At 38.5% G+C, this 22,522-nt stretch carries 13 protein-coding genes; 11 read left to right on the top strand and 2 right to left on the bottom strand.

Annotated elements, in window-relative coordinates; translation table 11 throughout:
* Positions 1-54 precede the first annotated feature (54 nt).
* Positions 55-1,617 carry a sulfatase family protein gene (locus IL355_RS15425; RefSeq protein ID WP_192463009.1) on the bottom strand — a complete coding sequence of 521 codons (1,563 nt, stop codon included), beginning with the start codon at positions 1,615-1,617 and terminating at the stop codon, positions 55-57.
* Between the two features lie 127 nt (positions 1,618-1,744).
* Positions 1,745-4,924 (bottom strand): cytochrome c biogenesis protein CcsA, encoded by a 3,180-nt coding sequence (gene ccsA, locus IL355_RS15420; RefSeq protein WP_225621275.1) that lies wholly within the window; start codon positions 4,922-4,924, stop codon positions 1,745-1,747.
* 242 nt (positions 4,925-5,166) lie between these two features.
* Here ccsA and IL355_RS15415 point away from each other — a divergent pair, with 242 nt between their 5' ends.
* The 11 genes from IL355_RS15415 to IL355_RS15365 all read left to right on the top strand — a co-directional run bounded on the left by IL355_RS15415 (position 5,167) and on the right by IL355_RS15365 (position 22,517).
* Positions 5,167-5,931 carry a Rossmann-like and DUF2520 domain-containing protein gene (locus IL355_RS15415; RefSeq protein ID WP_192463008.1) on the top strand — a complete coding sequence of 255 codons (765 nt, stop codon included), beginning with the start codon at positions 5,167-5,169 and terminating at the stop codon, positions 5,929-5,931.
* Positions 5,915-6,442, top strand: a complete 528-nt coding sequence (locus tag IL355_RS15410) for a KdsC family phosphatase (RefSeq protein ID WP_187458119.1) — start codon at positions 5,915-5,917, stop codon at positions 6,440-6,442. Before IL355_RS15415 ends, IL355_RS15410 begins: the two co-directional genes overlap by 17 nt.
* Before the next feature lie 3 nt (positions 6,443-6,445).
* On the top strand, positions 6,446-7,033 hold the full coding sequence (locus IL355_RS15405; protein WP_192463007.1) for a Maf family nucleotide pyrophosphatase: 588 nt from the start codon (positions 6,446-6,448) through the stop codon (positions 7,031-7,033).
* A 67-nt stretch (positions 7,034-7,100) separates the two neighbouring features.
* The gene (locus IL355_RS15400; protein ID WP_192463006.1) at positions 7,101-8,042 is read left to right on the top strand and encodes a septum formation inhibitor Maf; all 942 of its coding nucleotides are present in this window, start codon (positions 7,101-7,103) and stop codon (positions 8,040-8,042) included.
* Between the two features lie 3 nt (positions 8,043-8,045).
* Entirely contained in the window at positions 8,046-8,591 is a 546-nt protein-coding gene (locus IL355_RS15395) for a mechanosensitive ion channel domain-containing protein (RefSeq protein WP_192463005.1), read from the top strand.
* Positions 8,592-8,733: 142 nt separating this feature from the next.
* Positions 8,734-11,262 carry a PIG-L family deacetylase gene (locus tag IL355_RS15390; protein ID WP_192463004.1) on the top strand — a complete coding sequence of 843 codons (2,529 nt, stop codon included), beginning with the start codon at positions 8,734-8,736 and terminating at the stop codon, positions 11,260-11,262.
* A gap of 105 nt (positions 11,263-11,367) precedes the next feature.
* On the top strand, positions 11,368-13,101 hold the full coding sequence (locus tag IL355_RS15385; protein ID WP_192463003.1) for a sodium:solute symporter: 1,734 nt from the start codon (positions 11,368-11,370) through the stop codon (positions 13,099-13,101).
* Between the two features lie 151 nt (positions 13,102-13,252).
* Entirely contained in the window at positions 13,253-14,299 is a 1,047-nt protein-coding gene (locus IL355_RS15380; protein ID WP_192463002.1) for a LacI family DNA-binding transcriptional regulator, read from the top strand.
* Positions 14,300-14,471: 172 nt separating this feature from the next.
* Positions 14,472-17,483 carry a SusC/RagA family TonB-linked outer membrane protein gene (locus IL355_RS15375; protein WP_192463001.1) on the top strand — a complete coding sequence of 1,004 codons (3,012 nt, stop codon included), beginning with the start codon at positions 14,472-14,474 and terminating at the stop codon, positions 17,481-17,483.
* Positions 17,484-17,493: 10 nt separating this feature from the next.
* A complete protein-coding gene (locus IL355_RS15370; protein ID WP_192463000.1) occupies positions 17,494-19,071 on the top strand; it encodes a SusD/RagB family nutrient-binding outer membrane lipoprotein in 1,578 nt (525 codons plus the stop codon).
* A 233-nt stretch (positions 19,072-19,304) separates the two neighbouring features.
* Positions 19,305-22,517 (top strand): VCBS repeat-containing protein, encoded by a 3,213-nt coding sequence (locus IL355_RS15365; protein WP_225621274.1) that lies wholly within the window; start codon positions 19,305-19,307, stop codon positions 22,515-22,517.
* Positions 22,518-22,522: the final 5 nt, after the last annotated feature.

Genomic DNA, 22,522 nt, shown 5'->3' with positions numbered 1-22,522 from the left:
AAACAAACAAGGTATCAACCTATTGTTCAGGGTATTGTTCTTTCAAAAACTATTTTACTTTAGCTCAAGCTCTTGCACATCGCCATTACCCTTGCCCCTAATTGCCTCAAAATCTTTGATCATTTGTTGCAACTTTTCAGGCTGGGCAGCAGCTAAATTATTTTGCTGGGCCATATCATCTTTCAGGTTGTATAGTTGGTATTCACTATCGTTACCCAATTCAATATTAACCTGCTTATTGATAGCGGCACCTTTATAAGGGGGAATCATAGCCCAATCTCCTTGCCTGAAGGCGGTTCTTGAAGTAGCTTCGATTACCAGTTCATTTCTGCCTTGTTTGCTTTCGCCCATAAACGCAGACAGAATGTCTTTACTATCTTCACCCTTTTGATCACTACCTACTAACTTGGCCAATGAAGTCAATAAGTCTACTTGACAGACCATGGCATCGGAAACACCTGGCTGGATCTTTCCTTTCCAATAGGTCATAAAAGGTACCCGTGTGCCGGCTTCAAAAAGGCTGTACTTGCCACCTCGTAAAACCCCTGCTGGGGTATGGTCGCCTAATTTTTCTTCGGCATCATCGTAATAACCATCGTTGACTACAGGCCCGTTATCACTGGAAAATACAATTAAGGTATTCTCTAAAATACCCTCTTTTTCAAGAGTTTTCATAAACTCGCCAATCACCCAATCGGCTTCCAAAATGACATCGCCTCTTGGCCCCATACCCGATTTACCTTTAAAACGTGGATGTGGGGTTCTAGGCACGTGTGGTTGTTGTAAGGCGTAATACAGAAAGAAAGGTTCTGTTTTATGACTACTCACATATTCTTGGGCCTTGGTCAAAAAATGATCTGCCATATCCACATCGCTCCACTTGGCAGCTTCACCCCCTTTCATGAATCCAATTCTAGGAATGCCGTTAACGATACTGTTATTATGCCCGTGATGCCATTTCATTGTGGTCAACTCAGGATTGTCCAAACCAGTGGGTTCCCCTTCAAAATTATTTTTATAATCTACCGAAATAGGATCATTAGGATCCAAGCCATCTACATAGCCGTCTTTAATATACACCGTAGGCACACGGTCTTGCGTTGCAGCCAGAATGTAAGAATAATCAAAGCCGACTTCATTGGGTCCCGGAGAAACCCTTTGGTTCCAATCAACATTCCCATTACCAAGCCCCAAATGCCATTTTCCCACAATACCCGTGGCATAGCCTTCGGCTTTCAGCATTTTAGGTACCGTCAATTGTTCTGTATCAATAATCAACGGTGCCGTACCCGGTAATATTTTGGCATCTTCATTACGCCAAGGATACCTCCCCGTAAGAATGGCATATCGGCTTGGTGTACAGGTCGCAGAAGTGGCATAGCCCTTGGTAAACTTGATTCCTCCTTCTGCCAAGGCATCCATATTTGGGGTAGAAATTTCGGTAGCACCGTAAGCACTCATGTCTCCGTAGCCTAAATCGTCCATATAAATAAAGACGATGTTGGGTTTTGGTTGGCTTTCCGCTTCGGCAACCGGTTTCTTTTCTTCAGATTTACATCCCGTTAGCACTAAAGCCAATAGGACAGCTTTTAAAAAATGATTCTTTAAGTTAGTCATTTATGGTTTGCTGTTAATTGATTTCTATTAAATCGGTAGGTGATAAAACTAAAGAAATTAGAATTAAAACGAACCCTCTAGCTAAAAGAAGCCTACCATAAATAGTTATTTATCAACAACAAATTGACTATTTAACGTAGTTAACCCTATATCGCCAAAAGCTTAGGGCTCCAATAAACAGGGCCCCCAAGGCAATATACCATACGTAATCGGGGGTTATGGCGGCTGAACCACTTTGGCCGTAACTGTGAAGACCTACCAAATAATAATTAACCCCAAAATAGGTCATCATGATACTTCCGATAGAAATCAGACTTAAAAAATTGAAGGTCCATTTCCCTCTTAAACCTGGCACTAACCTCATATGTATGACAAAGGCGTAGACCATTATTGAAATCAGGGCCCAGGTTTCTTTGGGATCCCAGCCCCAGTAACGTCCCCAGCTTTCGTTGGCCCATTGCCCCCCTAAAAAGTTACCAATAGTGAGCATTACCAAACCAACAGTCAGTGCCAACTCATTTATAATTGTCAACTCCTTAATACTATGGTCCATTCGTATTTTGTTCTTTTTGGTAGTAAGAATCATTAACAATAAACTCACAAATCCCAGAATAGCTCCTACAAAGAGTGGTCCGTAGCTGGCAACAATCACGGCTACATGTATCATGAGCCAATAACTGTCCAATACAGGCACTAAATTGCCAATGGCAGGATCAACCCAGTTTTGGTGTGCTATCCACAATAACATACCGGTAACAAAAGCGGAGGCCGCTAAAGTCATATCACTTTTTCGAGCGAACAATAAACCCATGCCCATGGTTGCCCAAGAAACATAAAGTATACTCTCATAAGCATTGGTCCAAGGGGCATGACCAGAAATATACCAACGCAGTATCAACCCGGCGGTATGCCATAAAAACAGAATGAAAATAGTTCCTTTAAAAAAATACACGGCTGCTCGCCATATGGACCTATCCTTAAAAATCTGAAAAATCAGAACAAAAAAGAACAGCAAACCAATCAAGGGATATAACCTCCACAACTGGTTAAAAATACCGAGTTTATTGTAGACTACTTCCGTTTCAATTTTAGTATCCGAGGGCAATACCTCGCTTCCATGATTTTTTTGATTTTGCTTAAATGCTTCCAGTAACTTATCGGCACCGGAATAATCTTCTGTATCAATCGCCTTTCTCAAAGTCATTAAGTAGTAGGGAAGGGAATTTTTGATGAAATTACCGTAAAGACTATCACCCACTTGGTATTGCCCTCCTCGGTATTCTACTGCTGAAATCCATTTGTTGTTTTCATCGTTCAGCAAAGGAAATATTTTCACAATTCTTCCGCTCAATGCTTGATCTAACAGACTTAACCTGATATTGGCATCCTTAAAATCCTGCTCGAATTTATCCGGTATGTTCGTTGCCGTGGCTTCCCTCAAATAAGGTTCCAATTTATAGTTCCCTCGCTGATCAAAAAAATCGGTAGCTTTAGCATATTTCTGTCCTTCGGGCACCCCAATTACGTGCCGAATACTATCATTTTTCCCTTTTTTGTCAATTGCTAAAAATTCCGCATTATACCAAGCTGGCGGATTCAACATCATGGACAAGAACACCTGATCGGCATTCATATCCTTGAACTTATCTTTAAGGCTAAGCTTTCTCAGCAATTCTGAAGAAAATGTATGAATGGGCTTCATACGGCCCGCATCATCCTGTACCACCAACTTTCCAAACTTTTCCGCGTGTTCCTTTGAAACAATGGTAGTATTGATCAATGAGTCTATTTGCAACTGAGTTGGAGTTACTTGGGTATGGTCATGACCGTCATCTACAGTATGCTCCTGCGCTCCCAAACCTAGGGAAAAAGCCATAAATAAGGCCGAAATCACCTTCTTTTTCTTGGACTCCAATTTTACCAAAGATTTTCCTAAATCCTTGAACCGGGTCTTTCCAAAAAACATAATTCCCATAAGTCCGGCATACAATAAAAAATAACCCAGATACGTAATCCAAGTACCCCACTGATCATGGTTTACGGATAAAATGGTTCCTTTTTCATCTGGGTGAAAACTGGATTGAAAAAAACGATAGCCATGGTGATCAAGAATGTTGTTCATAAATATATCATAATCGAACGGACGCTCATCCTGAACCGTGACTTTACTCATAAAGCTCGAATACCCTTTTTCGGTACCGGGATATTTTTCGGCAATGAAATCATTGAGCTTGATACTAAAAGGAAGTTCATACACTTTAGATCCATAGCTCAACATAAAGTCCAATCCCCCCACAGTTATTTTTTGTGAAAAATCCGCAGTGCCCTTACCTCCCAATAATTTCTTTTGCACTGTTTCCCCATTGGAGGAAATTTCCACGACCAAAGCATCTAATGTTGCCTCGGTCATTTTTTCCTTAGGAACTTTCACTACCCCATATTCTCCCTTAACAATGGGGTCAGGAATTACAAATTGCATACCTGCCATGTTATACAAAGAGCGTAATTGTAAGGTCTGAAGGCTATCTTGAACCACTGTGCCCTGAAACTGGTCGGCCATGCGCATAAAGTTACCTTCAAAGGGTGTTTTAATACCGTATTCTCCGTTCTTATAAAAAATATTGATAGCTCCCTCCGTCTCCTTGTTCAATGAAAAAAGTACGTTGTGAATATTGGACACTTCCCCATCTTCAAGAAAGTGCTCATGACGTTGCCCATCGCCTGCTTCCACAATTTTAAGGTATTCATTTCCTGATTCGTTGGGAATCAAGCCCTCTTCTGCCCCATCGATAAAATCTACATAGGATATGGTAAATGGCTGACCATTAAAATCTGAATCCCATGGAAGATTGGACTTAATATCCTCTGCTGTAACAATAAGGTCTTCTTGAAGCGTTTTTCTTCTAGGTTGCCCATCAATCTGTCCATCAACCAAAGCCGTTAAATAGGTCTTATCAGAATAAAAAACCTTTTCTGACTGGCCTTCCCTAATGGGCATCATTCCTTCAAAACTTATATATCTTGTTACGAATGCACCAACTATAATTAAGATCCAACTCAGGTGTAGCAGTAAAACAGGCCATTTCTCAAGACGAAGCAATCGGTATCTCTTTATATTACCAACAAAATTGATAACAAAGAAAACCATGATCACTTCAAACCACCATGCATTATATATCCAAATCCTTGCAGTTTCTGTGCTGTATTTGCTTTCAATAAAAGTACCAAAGGCCATTGCCACCGCAAAAACCAGAAACAATATGGACATTAAACGTGTAGAAAACAGTAAACTTTTGAGCTTTTGCATTATAAAAGTGGCTAAAATTGGTTTTCAGCATGCAAAAATACGCCCTTTTTATCATTTCAATGCGTTGAGATGGGCTTTATAAGGTCCAGTATTTGTTAATTGTTTTTTAAAAGTAATTTCTAAATCTTAATGAAGTTTTAGGATTAATGAGCTTATCTCTATAAATTTCAGTCAAAAGCAATTCCCGCCAAAGTCATACCATCCTTTTGTTGTAACCGGAAATATCTGCGTATTTTCGCCCTATGATAACAGTTAATATCATTGGCGCCGGAAATGTAGCGTATCATCTGTACAGAGCTTTATCGCTATCCCCAGAAGTAAAGGTACTACAGGTTACCGCCAGAGATCAAAGGAAACTGGAAGATTTCGTTAACCCAGAACTAATAAATACCGATTTTTCAAAAATCAAGGATTGCGATGTTCACCTTATTTGTGTTTCGGATTCAGCTATTGCTGAAATTGCAAAGGCTATGTTCGGGCTAAACGGATTGGTGGTACACACTTCGGGGGCTACCTCTATAAATCTACTACATCAGCTGAAACGTTACGGTGTTTTTTATCCCCTACAAACATTTAGTAAGCAGCGTGATGTTAGTTTTAGCGAAATTCCCATTTGTATAGAAGCTGAACAAAAGAATGATCTTGCGCTTTTAAAAATCCTAGCATTGAAAATTTCCAACGATGTTAGGGAAATAACATCCGCCCAAAGAAAGACATTGCACCTAAGCGCTATTTTTGTAAACAATTTCACCAATCACCTCCTACACTTAGGAAATGAAATAGTGAAACAAAACAATCTGGATTTCAACATTTTAAAACCCTTATTAAAAGAAACGGTGATGAAGCTGGAAGATATGCCCCCTTTTGAAGCGCAAACCGGTCCGGCAAGACGTGGAGACCAAATTACCATGAAGGAGCATTTGGCCCAATTATCAGAAGAAAATCAGAAAAAAATATATACTGAACTTAGCGAATCGATTCAAAAAACCTATGGAAAAGAGCTATAAAGAGTACCTTAAGAATATTGACACCTTTGTTTTTGATGTAGACGGAGTTTTTACAGATAGCACCCTTATTATCACTACAGATGGCGAAATGCTACGTAAAATGAGCGTAAAAGATGGGTATGCCCTTAAAACCGCTCTACAGAAAGGGTACCGTATCTGTATTATTTCCGGAGGCACCAATGAAGGGGTACGTAGCAGACTAAGAGAGCTTGGAGTAACCGATATTTATTTGGGCGCACACCACAAAATGGACGCTCTTGAAGAATACATGGACATATACGAAGTACAACCCGAAACTATGCTCTATATGGGTGACGATATACCGGATATTCCTCCCATGCAAACCGTGGCCCTTGCTACTTGCCCTCAAAATGCGGTCCCTGAAGTTAAAGCTATCAGCCACTATGTTTCGCATAAAAACGGTGGCGAAGGTTGTGTTAGGGATGTTATAGAACAGGTTCTTAAAGTTAGAGGGGATTGGATGTCTAACTACAGTGCCGCAAACGACTAACAAATGCTACTTAATAAATTAAAGGACTACAAAATTGTTTTAGGTTCCGGTTCTCCAAGAAGACAGCAATTTTTAATGGAACTTGGGCTTGATTTTGAAATTAGAGTTAAAAGCGTTGAGGAAACTTATCCTTTGGAATTAAAGGCCGGGGAAATCTCTGCTTATCTAGCGGAATTAAAAGCTACGGCACTTATTGACACTTTAAACCCTAACGAAATTCTGATTACTTCCGATACTGTTGTCTGGCACCAAAATACCTCTTTGGCCAAGGCTAAAGATGCCTCCGAAGCCACCAAAATGCTCAAAGCGTTATCCAATGATTGGCATGAAGTTATTACCTCTGTTTGTTTTAGTACAACGGAAGACCAAAAAACGGTAAGCCAGACAACGCAAGTGAAATTTAAAAAGATAACCAAAAAGGAAATTGCGTATTATATAGATAACTTTAAGCCCTATGATAAGGCGGGTGCTTACGGCATTCAAGAGTGGATTGGACTCATTGGAATAGAAGAAATAAAGGGATCCTATCCCAATGTAGTTGGGTTGCCCACCCACCTGGTTTATAGTACCCTTTTGGCCATGGTAAAATAAAGGTTTTTCGTTATTTTTGAGGGTAAGGTCCATGAGAGGGTTTTATTGAAACTAAAAGAAGTTACCCATGAAAACTTGGCTAAAATTTGAGTTGTACACTTTGTTATTTTTTTCGCTTATCTGTATTCTTGAAAGCTGTAACGAAAAGCCAAAAGTAACAGAAGAGCAAGTACCTACAACTAAAAATGAGAAACCTGCCAAGAAGAATTTAAATGCCGAGTTCAAAGAATATTGGTATGCTGGTGATGCTGAAATATCTTCCTACAGTCTTCAACAAGCGCGATACGGAGAAACAAGGGATGGGAAAGCCGTACTTATTTATGTAACCGAACCTTTTTTATTGGATAAACAAGTAAAGGCAGACCAACAAAACCCTTCCAATATATCGGTCCTAAAACTAAACACTACCAAGAACTATTTAACGGGTATTTACCCCTACTACATTATGAGCAGCTCCTTTTATCCTGTCTTTAATAATGACCATGCAATTAAGATTTCCTTTTCTTCCCAAGAATGGTGCGGACAGGTCTACGCCCAAATTAATAATAGGGATGCCTTTGAGGTAATGTCCCACTCCTATTTTGAGAAAGAGGCCGACCAAAGTTTTAACCTGGAAAAAACCGTCCTAGAGAATGAAATATGGAACAAAATAAGAATAGCTCCAGAAGATCTGCCTCAAGGGGAATTACAAATAATTCCCTCTTTGGAATACATTAGGCTATCCCATAAAGAACTAAAAGCCTACGCAGCAACCGCCAGTCTTAGTGAAGATACGGAAACCAGGACCTATTCCATTAATTATCCGGAATTGGAGAGAACGCTCGAAATAACATTTGAAAAGAACTTCCCTTATAGCATTCAAGGGTGGACAGAAACCTCCAAGAGTGGATTTGGCCCCAATGCAAAACAGATGACTTCTACAGCTACCAAAATGGAAACTTTAAAAACCCCTTATTGGCAACAAAACGGAAATAAGGATTTATCTTTGCGCGATAGTTTAGGACTGTAGTTTATGGAGGAATTTTTTGGGAGTTACAAAAATCAGATATTGGCCACCGTCATTACCTTGGCGGTCATTTTTTTCTTAAAATATTTATTGGATAAGACCATAAGAAAGATTGGCTCTATCAGTAATATTGTAGAAGCACGTACCATACTGATAACCAAGTATGTTTCCTTTCTTTTCTTTTTAATTAGCTTAGGCATTATTGCTTTTATTTGGGGAATTAACTTTCAGGAAGTAGGATTGGTATTCTCCTCCATTTTTGCGGTAATAGGCGTGGCCCTATTTGCTAGTTGGTCCATTTTAAGCAACGTAACGGCCGGCGTAATTTTATTCTTTTCGTTTCCTTTTAAAATTGGGGATCGCGTAAAAATTTTAGATAAGGATATTGAAGCGGAAGAACCCTATCTAATTGAGGATATTAAGGCCTTTCACATAAGCCTTAGAAAAGAAAATGGTGAATTACTGGTATATCCCAACAATTTATTGATGCAAAAGGCGGTAACCTTAGTTTATGAAACTGAAGAAACCCCAGATGGCAGTGAGGAAACTTAATCCTTTTGTAGGTTGTTAATTTATGCCGATTTGCATATGTTAAAGAAGTTCTAAAAAGCCTTCCCAGCCCTTTAAACTTTCTATCTTTGAAGGAGTGGCTTCATTGCCAAAGCGTCCAAACAGACCCTCAAAAACCAACATTATGCGTCATCTTTTGGTGTTTCTTGTCGGATTGTTCTTTATCCGAAATATCGCCACAGCACAAGCCCCTGTTCAATATTCCTCAGCAGAAATATACCATTCATTACAAAAGTTGAATTTTTTGGGTTCTGCTTTATATGTGGCCGCCCATCCAGATGACGAGAATACCCGTTTAATTTCCTACCTATCCAACAAGGTAAAGGCGCGTACCGCCTACCTTTCTTTGACCCGGGGTGATGGCGGACAAAACCTAATTGGTCCTGAGCTACGCGAATTATTAGGCGTATTAAGAACCCAAGAATTACTTGCTGCAAGGCGTGTGGATGGAGGGGAACAACTTTTTTCCAGGGCCAATGATTTCGGTTTTTCCAAACACCCTGATGAAACCTTGGAAATATGGAACAAAGAGGAAGTTTTGGGAGATATGGTGTGGGCCATAAGAAAATTTAAACCAGACGTTATTATCAACAGGTTTGACCATAGAAGTCCAGGTACCACGCACGGGCACCATACAGCATCCGCAATGTTGAGCTTTGAAGCTTTTGACCTTACCAATGATTCAAATTCCTATCCCAACCAGTTAAAAAATACGGAAGTTTGGCAACCGAAAAGACTTTTTTTCAATACCTCATGGTGGTTTTATGGTAGTCAGGAAAAATTTGAAAAAGCGGATAAAACCAATTTACTGCAGTTAGATATTGGAGCTTATTACCCTGTTTTAGGTAAATCTAACAATGAAATTGCAGCCTTATCCCGGAGCCAACATCTATGCCAAGGGTTTGGCACCCTAACCAATAGAGGGAGCGAAGGAGATTACATTGAACTATTGAAAGGAGACCTCCCAAAAAACAATGACATTTTTGATGGCATAGATACTTCGTGGTCAAGAATTGAAGGTGGAGAAGGAATTGGAAAAATTCTCTATGCTGTAGAGTCCAATTTTAATTTTAAGAATCCGGCTGAACATATTTCAGAATTGGTAAAGGCCTATGCTTTACTTCAAACTATGAAGGATGAACATTGGAAAGAAGTAAAATCAAAAGAACTAAGAAACCTTATACTGCAAGTTAGTGGACTTTATATGGAGGCGACAGCAAACGCCACTTCCAGCAACCCAGGTTCTACCGTTGAAATTGGAATGGAAGTCGTCAACCGAAGCAAATCAAACTTCCTATTAAAAAATATAAGAATACAACCCACTAATACTATTTTAAAACCTACGGAAAAACTGGGTTTCAATGTTAAGAAAACCTATGAAACTTCTTTAATCCTTCCTGAAAACACCGCGTACACAAGCCCCTATTGGTTAAAAGAAAAAGGGAGCCTAGGCATGTATCGTGTAGACGACCCGTTGTTGATTGGATTACCGGAGACACCGGCTGCACTACAGGTTCAGTTTGAAATAGATATAAATGGCACCCCAATAACTTTTGAAAAACCAGTTAAATTCAGATATGCCCAACCGGACAAAGGCGAGATTTTTGAGCCTTTTGATATTCTTCCCAAGGCCACCGCAAGCATTACGGACAAGGTGATTATTTTTGCCGATGGGGATACCAAGGAAATTCCGGTGACCGTAACTGCCCATGAGAACAACGTTAGCGGACAGTTAAATTTAAATGCTTCCGAAGGTTGGGGTATTAAAACAAAGGAGGTAGATTTTAAAATCTTGAAAAAAGGGGATTCTCAAACTGTATTTTTTGAAGTCACTCCGCCTAATAACGAGAACGAAGGTATACTTACGCCTAGCTTACATATTAATGGAGAAACGGTCTCAAAGGAATTGGTGACCATTGATTATGACCATATTCCAAAGCAATCTATTTTACTGCCCTCAGACGTTAAGGTTGTACGACTAAACATTCATAAAAGCGGTCAACACATTGGCTATATTGTAGGTGCCGGGGATAATGTTCCAGAGAGTCTAAAACAAATAGGCTATATTGTACACACAATCACTCCAAGCATGATTTCCTCAGGCTCATTGGATAAATATGATGCCGTAGTAGTGGGGATAAGAGCCTATAATGTGGTAAATGAACTCAACTTTAAACAAAAACATCTATTTGATTACGTGGAGAATGGCGGTAACTTAATTGTACAGTATAATACTGCCGGTAGATGGAGCAAACAATTTGATAATATTGCCCCCTACCCTCTTTCCATTTCCAGGGATAGGGTTACGGATGAAAATTCGGAAGTTACCATTATCGAGAAGAACCATCCGGTAATTAATTCACCCAATAAAATTTCATCCTCCGATTTTGAAGGATGGGTACAGGAAAGAGGCTTATATTTTCCCAATAAATGGTCCAAAGAGTTTACGCCCATCCTTTCAATGAAGGATAAAGGCGAATCTTCCAAGAAGGGCAGTCTCCTAATAGCTCCATACGGTAAAGGAAACTATATTTATACAGGATTAAGCTTTTTTAGGGAATTACCTGCCGGGGTGCCAGGGGCGTATAAATTGTTCGCCAATTTAATTTCACTGGGTAAAAATGCACCCAACCACCAAAAAGTAAAAGGATAAGAATGCTAGACAATTCTAATTGGAAGAAAGAATACTCCATTGTACTTATACTTAATGTAATTTATGTATTGGTATTCTGCTTCATAATGATATCCTTTAAGTAAAATGGGAATACTTGATTGGATCATATTATCTGGAACACTTCTTTTTATTGTTGCCTATGGGGTCTGGAAAACAAGAGGAAGCAACAACGTTAGTGACTATGTAGGAGGGGGTAAAGATGCCAAATGGTGGACTATAGGTTTGTCCGTCATGGCAACCCAAGCAAGCGCCATCACTTTTTTATCCACACCGGGTCAAGCATTTCATTCGGGCATGGGGTTTGTTCAATTCTACTTAGGACTGCCCTTGGCAATGATTATCATTTGCTTGGTCTTTGTTCCTATTTATCACAATTTAAAGGTTTATACTGCCTATGAATTTTTAGAAAATAGGTTTGACTTAAAAACACGGTCTCTTGCTGCTATTCTTTTTTTAATTCAAAGGGGACTGGCCGCAGGTATTACGATTTATGCTCCGGCCATTATACTAAGCGCCGTATTGGGCTGGGATTTAAGAACGCTCAACATAATTATTGGTATCCTTGTCATTATTTACACCGTTTCCGGAGGAACCAAAGCTGTAAGTGTTACACAGAAACAGCAGATGTTCATAATCATGACCGGTATGTTCATCACCTTCTTTTTTATTTTAGGGCATTTACCCGCGGATATCAATTTAACCAAGGCAATGAAAATTGCCGGCGCCACGGATAAATTGGATATTATAGATTTCAGTTTTGACCCTAAAAGCAGGTATACCTTTTGGAGCGGCATTACCGGCGGGTTATTTTTGGCTTTGGCCTATTTTGGAACGGACCAAAGCCAAGTTCAGCGCTACCTATCAGGAAAGTCCATTAGGGAAAGTCAATTAGGATTGGTTTTTAACGGTATTTTTAAGATACCTATGCAATTTTTTATTCTTCTAGTAGGGGTTATGGTATTCGTTTTTTATCAGTACAACCCATCACCACTTAACTTTAATCCTGCCGCAACTGCTGCGGTAATGCAATCTGATCAATCAAAGGATTACGAGATACTTCAAGAAGGTCAAATAGAGTTGGAAGAAGCCAAAAAAATTGCTTTGAACAAATTTTCCACAGCCTTGGAACTTAAGGAGTATGCCGCTGTTGAAGATGCCAAACAACAGATTATTAACCTGAATGTCAAGGATAGCACCAATAGAGCTGCCGCAAAAGCTCTAATTTCAGAGGCTGACGAAACTATAGAAACCAATGACAAAGATTATGTCTTTATACATTTTATCCTGAACAATTTACCCAAAGGCCTCATAGGTTTGTTACTTGCAGTAATTCTTTCAGCGGCCATGTCTTCTACGGCTTCAGAATTAAATGCATTGGGAACCATTACCGCACTGGACCTCTATAAAAGAAACAACAAAAAGGAACTAAGCGAGCAAGAGTACGTAAAGTCTACCAAGATTTTTACATTAATCTGGGGAATATTGGCCATTCTGATAGCGAGTTTCGCCAATCTTTTTGATAACCTGATTCAATTAGTAAATATAATTGGCTCCATATTTTATGGGAATGTACTAGGTATTTTTCTACTGGCATTCTTCTTTAAGTTTGTAAAGGGTAATGCCGTTTTTTTCGCAGCAATCCTAACTCAATTGATTGTTTTCGTTCTCTTCTACAGCTTGATTTTCATCTACCCTTCAGGGGAAGAAAAACTTGGATATTTGTGGCTCAACTTCATTGGATCCGCCTTGGTAATTGTCATTGCTATGGCTTTTGAGCTTTTTGATAGATTTCTAAAAAAACCACCTATCAATAATTAAAATCGATTCTAGACTTCCTATAATTTTGACGATTTGTTAAATAAGCATTGTTGTAAGAGCAATAATTAGCATTTATTAACAAAAAAATTATCTTTGAGAAGACAATTGCTAAAACGTTTTAGCAGAAAATAGCTAACCACTTCCTTCCTAAATGTCCAAAAAACAACACACCATTAAAGACATCGCTCGCCTAGCCGGTGTCTCCAAAGGAACCGTAGACCGAGTTCTTCACAAAAGAGGCAAAGTATCTCAAAAGGCCCATGATAAGGTAAAAAAAGTATTAAGTGAAATAGATTATCAACCCAATCCCATAGCACGTAATCTCAAAAGAAACAAACTCTACAGAATTTGCGTTCTAATGCCAGATTGGAAAATAGATCCCTATTGGAAACCGGCGGAGCTGGGAATTAAGGAAGCCATAAAGGAATTTAAACCGTTTGGCGTTATAGTAGACCAATTTTTGTACCATCCCCATTATGTAGAATCCTTTACAACTAAATCAAAGGAAATATTAGCGTCCAAACCAGATGTAATACTTATGGCTCCCTTATTTCAGGAAGAATCCATCAGTATTCTAAAGGAATGTAGAGAAGCAAAAATTTGGGCGGCCCTTTTCAACAACTATATCAATACCCTTAATGGGGAAATTTTTGTTGGACAGGACTTGATTCAGAGTGGTAAGGTAGCAGCCGGCCTAGTAGATAAGATTGTAAAAAATGACAGTAAAATTGCCGTTGTCCATATCAATAAGGAAGCCCATATGGAATTGAAGGAGGATGGTTTCAAATCCTTTTTTAAGGAGAAAAATAATTCTTCCCATCAGATACTATGTGAAAACTTTAATACAGAAGAGGAAGAAGAGTTTGACGAACAAGTTTCAATTTTCCTAAAAAAGAATGAAGATCTAAAAGCCATTTTCATTACCAATTCCAAAGCGCATAGAATTGCAGATCTAGTAGCGAACATCAAAGGTTTTGAACAAATGGTGATTATAGGATACGATTTACTGGATGAAAATATCTCTTATTTAAAGCAGGGTAAAATTGAATTTTTGATTCATCAAAAACCTAAAAGGCAAGCGTATTTGAGCATCAATTATTTTGCAGAACATTTTTTATTTGGTAAAGATGTTCCCTCTAGAATGCTTTTACCAATTGATATAATAACCTCAGAGAACGTTGGGTACTATTTGGAATAATATATTAACAAGAAAACTTCCTTAACAATCTGCCAGATAATCAAGTATTTTTTTGCAAAATGTTGTGTTCGAACACATTTTAGTCAAAATCTTCTTGCCTCTTAAGAATTTTAGTTTAAATTCACAGAACCTTAATAAAATGTTAAACTAACTTCACACTAAAACAAACATTATGATTAAAAGACTTGTTATGTGTTTTGTGCTTTTTATGGGAACTCTCCCAATACTGGCGCAAAGTAAAACAGTGACCGGAACGGTTACAGACGCAAACGACGGTTCACCGTTGCCTGGCGTAAATGTTTTGGTTCAAGGAACCACTACAGGAACGCAAACAGATTTTGATGGAAATTACACCATTGAAGCTGCAGAAGGAGACATCTTGGTTTTTTCCTACTTAGGTATGAAAAGCCAAAGTACCGAGGTAGGTACCTCCTCAACTATTAACATGGCACTTGAAGAAGATGCTAGTCAACTGGATGAGGTTGTAGTGACGGCCTTAGGTATTAAAAGACAGGAAAAAACTCTTACCTATGCTCAACAGACCGTAAAATCTGATGAATTAACCAAAACTAGGGACCCTAACTTTATGAATGCGCTATCCGGTAAAACAGCGGGGGTAGAGATCAAGAAAAGTAGCTCAGGTGCCGGTGGATCTACCAAAATACTTTTAAGGGGAAACAAGTCACTTAGTGGTGATAGCTCTCCTCTTTTCGTAATTGATGGTATTCCAATGGCCAACAATAAAGGAGGTCAACCAGGTATGTGGGGAGGAACTGATAGCGGAGATGGGCTTTCTGCCCTAAACCCTGACGACATTGAAAGTATTAGTATTCTAAGAGGTGCTAATGCAGCAGTTCTTTATGGTAGTCAAGGTGCTAACGGTGTCGTTTTAATTACCACAAAAAGTGGTGCGGAAGGAAAAGCAACTGTTACCGTAAATAGTAGCTACACATTTGAGCATTATTTAGAACTCCCCGATCTTCAATATAAATATGGTGCAGTTGGTACTGCAAAAGAAAGTTGGGATACAACTCCCGGTGACTATCAAAATGACTACGTTGAAGATTTTTTCCAAACTGGTCATAACTTTTTTAATTCCGTAAGTATAAGTGGGGGAACCGAGAAAACACAAGCATATTTTTCGTACGGTAACATTAGTGCTACGGGTATAACTCCTATGAACAAATACTTAAAAAACAACTTTACGTTTAAACAGTCTACTAAGTTGTTCAACGATAAGGTTACTGTTACTTCCAATGTTATTGGCGCCTTTGAAAGTAGTAGAAATAGATTACCTTCTGGTTATTATCTAAACCCATTGACCGGGCTTTATTTCTTTCCAAGGAATAGAAACTTTTATAACTATAAAAACAATTATGAGGTTTTTGATGAAACTCGTAACATCATGTCACAAAATTGGTTTGTTTCTGATCACCATCAGTCTAACCCCTATTGGATAATTAACAATGAACCTCTAAAAGATAAAAGAGACCGTTTTATAGGTAACTTAAGTCTCCGTTATGATATTGCAGATAACTTGAATATACAAGTTAGAGGTAATTACGATTATGCAACGGTTTTAAAGGAACAACAACATGCTGCTACATCTAATTCAACCAATGTGCATCCAAATGGAGCATGGGATTATCAAAAATATGAGGATAAATTGTTGTATACGGATGCCATTTTGAATTACAATACTGATTTAAGCGAAAACTTTAGCCTAAATACATCATTGGGAGCTAGTTACCAAAAAACGGAATACGGAATTGGTGTACAGACAAACACCGGTACTCTAGGTCTACTATATCCTAATGAATTTTACTTTCAAAATCTGCCTACCAATGTTCAGGTAAGATCAATTTCAAGTGGAACTGTTATTAAAGAAGGTGTATTCCTTAATGCGCAATTGGGTTATAAAGAAATGTTATTTCTAGATGTTTCCGGTAGAAATGATTGGGCCTCAACATTGGCACTTACCGGTAACGATTCTTACTTCTATCCTTCCATCGGTGTGACCGCTTTATTGAACGAGATGATTGATATGCCAGAAGCTGTTAGTTTTGCCAAATTAAGAGGATCTTGGACCCAGGTTGGTAATGAAGTACCTTTTAACCGTATAAATCCACAAAATACCATTACGGCAAATGGTGGTGTTCAAAGAAATACAACTAGACCATTCTTGGATGCCAAGCCTGAAATCATTACAAGTTCTGAAGTTGGTTTCGACCTTCGTTTCTTTCAAAATAGACTCGGATTGGATTTTACTTACTACAATATCAAAAGTGAAGACCAATACATAGCAGTTCCAACAACATCTGGTGAAGGAGGGTTTACTCAAGAGTATATAAACGCTGGAGAAATTCAAAATAAAGGTGTCGAAATCACTTTAAACACAATTCCTGTTCAAAACGAAAATTTTGAATGGAGTTCTTCCCTTAACTTTACGTTAAACAGGAATGAGGTAATAGATATAGGTCCTGATGATGAAAGAATATTTAACCTAGGTTCTTCAGAAGGTTACTATTCCCGTCTGGTTGAAGGTGGTAGATTCAATGACCTATATGTATTTAAATTCTTGAGAGATGACCAAGGACGAATTCTATTTAGTGAAGGAGCTCCAAGAAAAACAGATTTACCAGAACTTATCGGTAATCTAGATCCGAAAGCTAGTTTAGGTTGGAACAACAGCCTCAGTTATAAGAGATTTACCTTTGGTGCACTTATAAATGCCAAATTTGGAGGTAAAGTATTCAGCCAGACACAGTCTATGTTAGATGGGTACGGCGTGTCTCAAGTATCAGCAGATGCCAGAGACGCAGGTTCTGTAACCGTAAACGGATTTGATGAAGAAACCGGTACCGCCGTTACAAGTGTTGATCCAGAAACCTGGTATAGAGCTATTGGTGACAGAAACGGTGTTGGAGAAGCCTATGTTTATGATAGGACTAACGTGAAGCTAAGCCAGCTTTCAATAGGATATAATTTTGATATGTCTAAAATAAACTTACCTATAAAAGCGGCCAGTCTTTCCTTTATTGGTAACAACTTGTTTTTCTTTTATAAAGACGCTCCATTTGATCCAGAACTTGCCATTAGTACCAACCAAAATGCCCAAGGTTTAGACAATTTCAACTTGCCATCCACAGGTACTTATGGATTTAACCTTAAACTAACTTTCTAAAAAAAATAATATGAAAAAGTTTCTATATATATCACTACTTCTCCTAGGAGTAAGTGCCTGTACGGACGACTTTGAGGAAACGAATACCAATCCGTACGAAATATCCACAGAATCCTTAAAGCAAGATTTTAATCACGTTGGGGCATTTTATCCCAATATGTTAAGCGGTCTTTTTGGTATACAGATTGATCACAACTTAGCGGTTACATCTTTTGCACAACATTTAGCACAGCCAACGCCATTTGTTGGCAACGTAAATAACACTACGTATTATATTAGATGGAATAGATTATGGGATCTTCAGTATGACAATATCATGGCTCCTGCAAAACAGGTTATTGAAATTGCAGAAGCAGATGGTTATAACATTTTTGTAGAGTGGGCTAACCTTATCAAAGTGGTTTCAATTTCTAGGGCTACAACTTATTATGGTCCAATGATTTATTCTAATTTTGGAGATGAAGGCGGTGCCCTTTATGATAGCGAACCTGAATTATATGCTGCCTTCTTTAGCGATCTAGATAGAATTATCAGTGTATTTAGCGAAAATACCGATTATACTGGATTATCTGACTTTGACGCTAGTTACGGCGGTGATGTTGCCCAATGGGCCAGGTTTGCAAACTCATTGAGATTGCAATTGGCAATGAGAATTTCCAAGGTAGATCCCGCATTGGCAAAGGCCGAAGGAGAAAAAGCTCTTGCAGATCCTGTTGGTCTAATGGAGTCCAACGGTGACAACTTTAATCTTTCCCTTTACGGGAATAAATTTCACCCAGCTCAAATTTGTTTTGAGTGGAATGATACTCGTATGAGTGCCACCATGGAATCAATTTTGATAGGTTATCAAGATAATAGAATCCACTCATTCTTTGATCCTGTAGACGATATGTCCCTGGTATCTGATCACCCAGAATGGCCTTATAAGGGAATCAGAAATGGTGGTGAGTTAATCGCAAAAGATGATCATATTCCATTCTCAACCATAGACATTAGTTTTAATGACCCGGGTAAGGTTACGACTAGAAAAGTGATGAGTGTAGACGAAGTATTTTTCTTAAAGGCCGAAGCCGCTTTAAGAGGATGGGAAGGTGCAGGAGATGCACAAGCAAATTATGAAGCCGGTGTGAAGGCCTCCTTTGAACTATGGGGAGCTGCTGGGGCTGATGCGTACCTAGCTGACAATACAAGTTTACCAATAGACTATGATGACCCAGTTTACGAAGGTGCTGTGAATGATTTTACCAATAGAATAACTAACACTGTTGCATGGGATGAAGGTGCGGATAACGAAACAAAACTGGAAAAAATAATTACCCAAAAATGGATTGCCGCATACACAAACGAGATGGAGGCATGGGTAGATTTCAGACGAACTGGCTATCCAAAACTACCACTGGTATACTTTAATGCAAGTAATGCTGACTGGGGTATTGTACCTGATGACGAATGGATAAAAAGAATGCCATTCCCTAATTCAGAAAGAGAAAATAATCCTGCATCGGTTGCAGATGGAACTTCTAAGTTAGGTGGGCCAGATGAAATTAACACCAGACTTTGGTGGGATACCGGCGGGCCAAACTTTTAAGATAGATTTTAATTTATTTGTTTATTAATATTAAAACCTGTAGGCCCTAAAATCCTACAGGTTTTTTATTTCTTAACAAGACAGGAATGTCTAAAATTCAATTTTCGCTAACTTCAGAAAATAAATCAATATATATGTCTTCACCTCTTTTAAAACGTTTGTTCCCAATTGCCGCACTTATAATTATATCAGTAGGCTGCGAAAAAGACGATCAGTCAAAAATGTTTACGTTAATGTCAGAGAACAAAACCAATATCAGCTTTAAAAACATTTTAAAGGAAACGGAAGAGTTCAATATTCTTACTTACGGTTATATATATAATGGCGGTGGCGTTGCTATCGGTGATATTAATAATGATGGCCTACAAGACATTTATTTTACTGGTAGTATGGTGGGCAGTCATCTCTATTTGAATAAAGGAAATTTTGAGTTCGAGGAAATCGCAAAAGAAGCAGGTGTATTTGCAGAAGGTTTATGGAATACGGGAACAACCATGGTGGATATAAATGCAGATGGCTATTTAGACATATACGTTTGTAGATCTGCGGCCAAAGATGAATTCAAAAGAAAAAATCTACTTTTTGTTAATAATGGAAACTTAACATTTACTGAAAAGGCGGCCGAATATGGTATTGATGATCCAGGATATTCTTCTCAAGGTACTTTTTTTGATTATGATAAAGATGGCGATTTAGACCTCTATGTCGTCAATCATTCCATTCAAGAATATGCAAGTTTCAGAAACTTATCCAAAAGCTTAAAAACAAAAAGGAACCCCTATTTTGAAGATCATTTCTACATTAATAAGAATGGAGAGTTTCTAATTTCCAACGACGAGGTAGGTCTTGTTTCCAACGTGCTTGGCTTTGGCTTATCTGCATCTGTTTCAGATGTTAATAATGATTCTTGGCCAGATATATACATATCCAACGACTTCAATGAACAAGACTATCTGTACATAAATAATCAGGACGGAACTTTTACCGAAAGCCTTTCAGACTTTATAGGCCATACATCCCATTTTTCAATGGGATCTGATATTGCGGATATCAACAATGATGGATACCCTGAAATTATGACTTTAGATATGTTGCCCGAAAGCAATTACAGACAGAAAATGGTATCAGGACCTGATAACTATGATAAGTTTCAATTTTTGGTTAATTCTGGCTTTCATCACCAATCTATGAGAAACATGATGCACCTTAATAACCAGGGTCAATCATTTTCTGAAATAGGGCAATTATCCGGTATTCATTCAACCGATTGGAGTTGGGCACCGCTATGGGCAGATTTGGATAATGACGGATATAAAGATTTATTTATCTCCAATGGCGTGAAACGAGATTACACGAATATGGATTTTATGAATTATGCAGTTCAACAAAAAATGGAGGAAAGTAAAGTTGGGGCCGAGACTGCCATTAATAACCTCCTGCAAAATATACCCTCAAGTATTGAGGAAAATTATACCTATAAAAACTTGGATGGATTCTCTTTTATGAAAGTAAACAAGCAATGGGGACTTGATCAAGAAACCTTGTCCAACGGCGCTGCTTACGCTGATTTGGACAATGACGGAGACCTAGACCTTATCGTTAACAATACGGATGAAAGAGCCTTTATTTACAGAAACAATGGTGAACTTTTAGCAAAGAATAACTTCCTTAAGGTCTCTTTAAAAGGTATAGGGAATAATTCCTATGGAATCGGGGCAAAGGTAACGGTAGAGACTGAGCATAAATCCCTTTCTCAAGAAATGATGCCAACAAGAGGCTTTCAGTCATCCGTAGATTATAATTTATTATTTGGTTTGGGTCAGGAAACACAGATAAAAAGTGTCTCTGTCCTTTGGCCTAACAACCAAAACCAAACACTCCTAAACGTCGGCATCAATCAAAAGATTTTAATTGATCAAAATAAAGCTCATGATTCCGTCACAATCGAAAAAGGAGCGAGCAAAACCTTATTCTCCAATATTGATGCCGATAGCATTATAACTTTTCAGCATTCTGAAAACAACTACATAGATTTTAAAAGAGAGCAGTTACTTCCCCATAAATTATCAACTGAGGGGCCGGCTTTATCGGTAGCCGATGTCAATTCAGATGGACTGGAAGACTTTTATATTGGCGGAGCCAAGGGGCAACTAGGTAAACTTTTCCTGCAAAATAAAAATGGGGCTTTTTCAGGTGTTTCCATTGAAAGCGATGATGAATTTGAAGATGTAGATGCGCTTTTCTTTGACGCCGATAATGACGGAGACAAAGATTTATATGTGGTAAGCGGTGGGCATGAAAACGAAATTGAATCAGTTCATCTAAAAGACAGGTTGTTTCTGAATGACGGCAAAGGGCATTTTAGACTTAGTCAGAACGCACTCCCCAGAATATCTGCAAACGGTTCTTGTGTAAAAGCCGCCGATTATGATGGTGACGGAGATATAGATTTGTTCATAGGAAGCCGTTCCGTACCAGGAAAGTATCCTACAGGGCCACAAAGCTTTTTACTAGAAAATAACGGAAAGGGGCAATTTTCTGTTGTTACCACAACACTTGCCAAAAGTTTACAAACCATTGGCATGGTTACCGATGCTCAATGGTTTGATTTAAATGAAGATGGCAAACAAGATTTAATAGTTGTTGGAGAATTTATGTCCGTAAAAATCTTGATGAATGTCAACGGAGTATTTGTCGACGAAAGTCAGAACTCCGGATTGGAGAATACAGAGGGCTGGTACAATACTATAGAAAAAGGAGATTTTGATAATGACGGGGATGAGGATTTTATAGTAGGAAACTTTGGTCTAAACTCCCAGTTGAAGGCCTCTTTGGAGGAGCCTGTTCAACTTTATTCAAAAGATTTTGATTCCAATGGATCTCTTGACCCTATTCTAACTTCATATAATATGGGAGAGAGTTATCCGATATATTCAAAAGATGATTTGGTAGGCCAGCTAAGTGCCCTCAAAAACAGATATGTAAATTATTCCGACTATGCGGACCAGAAAATAACGGATATTTTCTCTAGTGAAGAGCTATCTGATGCTACGATTCTAAATGCCTACAATTTTGCTAGTTCTTACATTGAGAATTTAGGCGATGGCAAATTTAAAATTGTTCCCCTACCCTTACCTGCTCAATTCGCTCCTGTATATGCCGTTCAAATAGAAGATTTTAATAATGATGGTAATCTAGATGCCCTTTTGGCCGGTAACTTTTTTGGAACTCGCGTTAAGTACGGTAGGTATGATGCTAATAAAGGGGCGCTGTTTTATGGCGACGGCAAGGGCAATTTTGAATATGTTACCAATGATATTAGCGGTCTCAACATTAATGGGGAGGTCAGGGCACTAAACTCCATTAAGAGAGCTAACGACCAACATCTTCTATTAATAGCTAGAAACAATAATAACGTATCAACCTACCATTACCATTCTAACTAAAAATA

Origin of the sequence: Euzebyella saccharophila (assembly GCF_014855495.1) — a bacterium.
Taxonomy (GTDB): Bacteria; Bacteroidota; Bacteroidia; order Flavobacteriales; family Flavobacteriaceae; genus Euzebyella; species Euzebyella saccharophila.
Note: the sequence above shows the minus strand (reverse complement) of the source record. Positions and strands in the feature narration are given on the sequence as shown.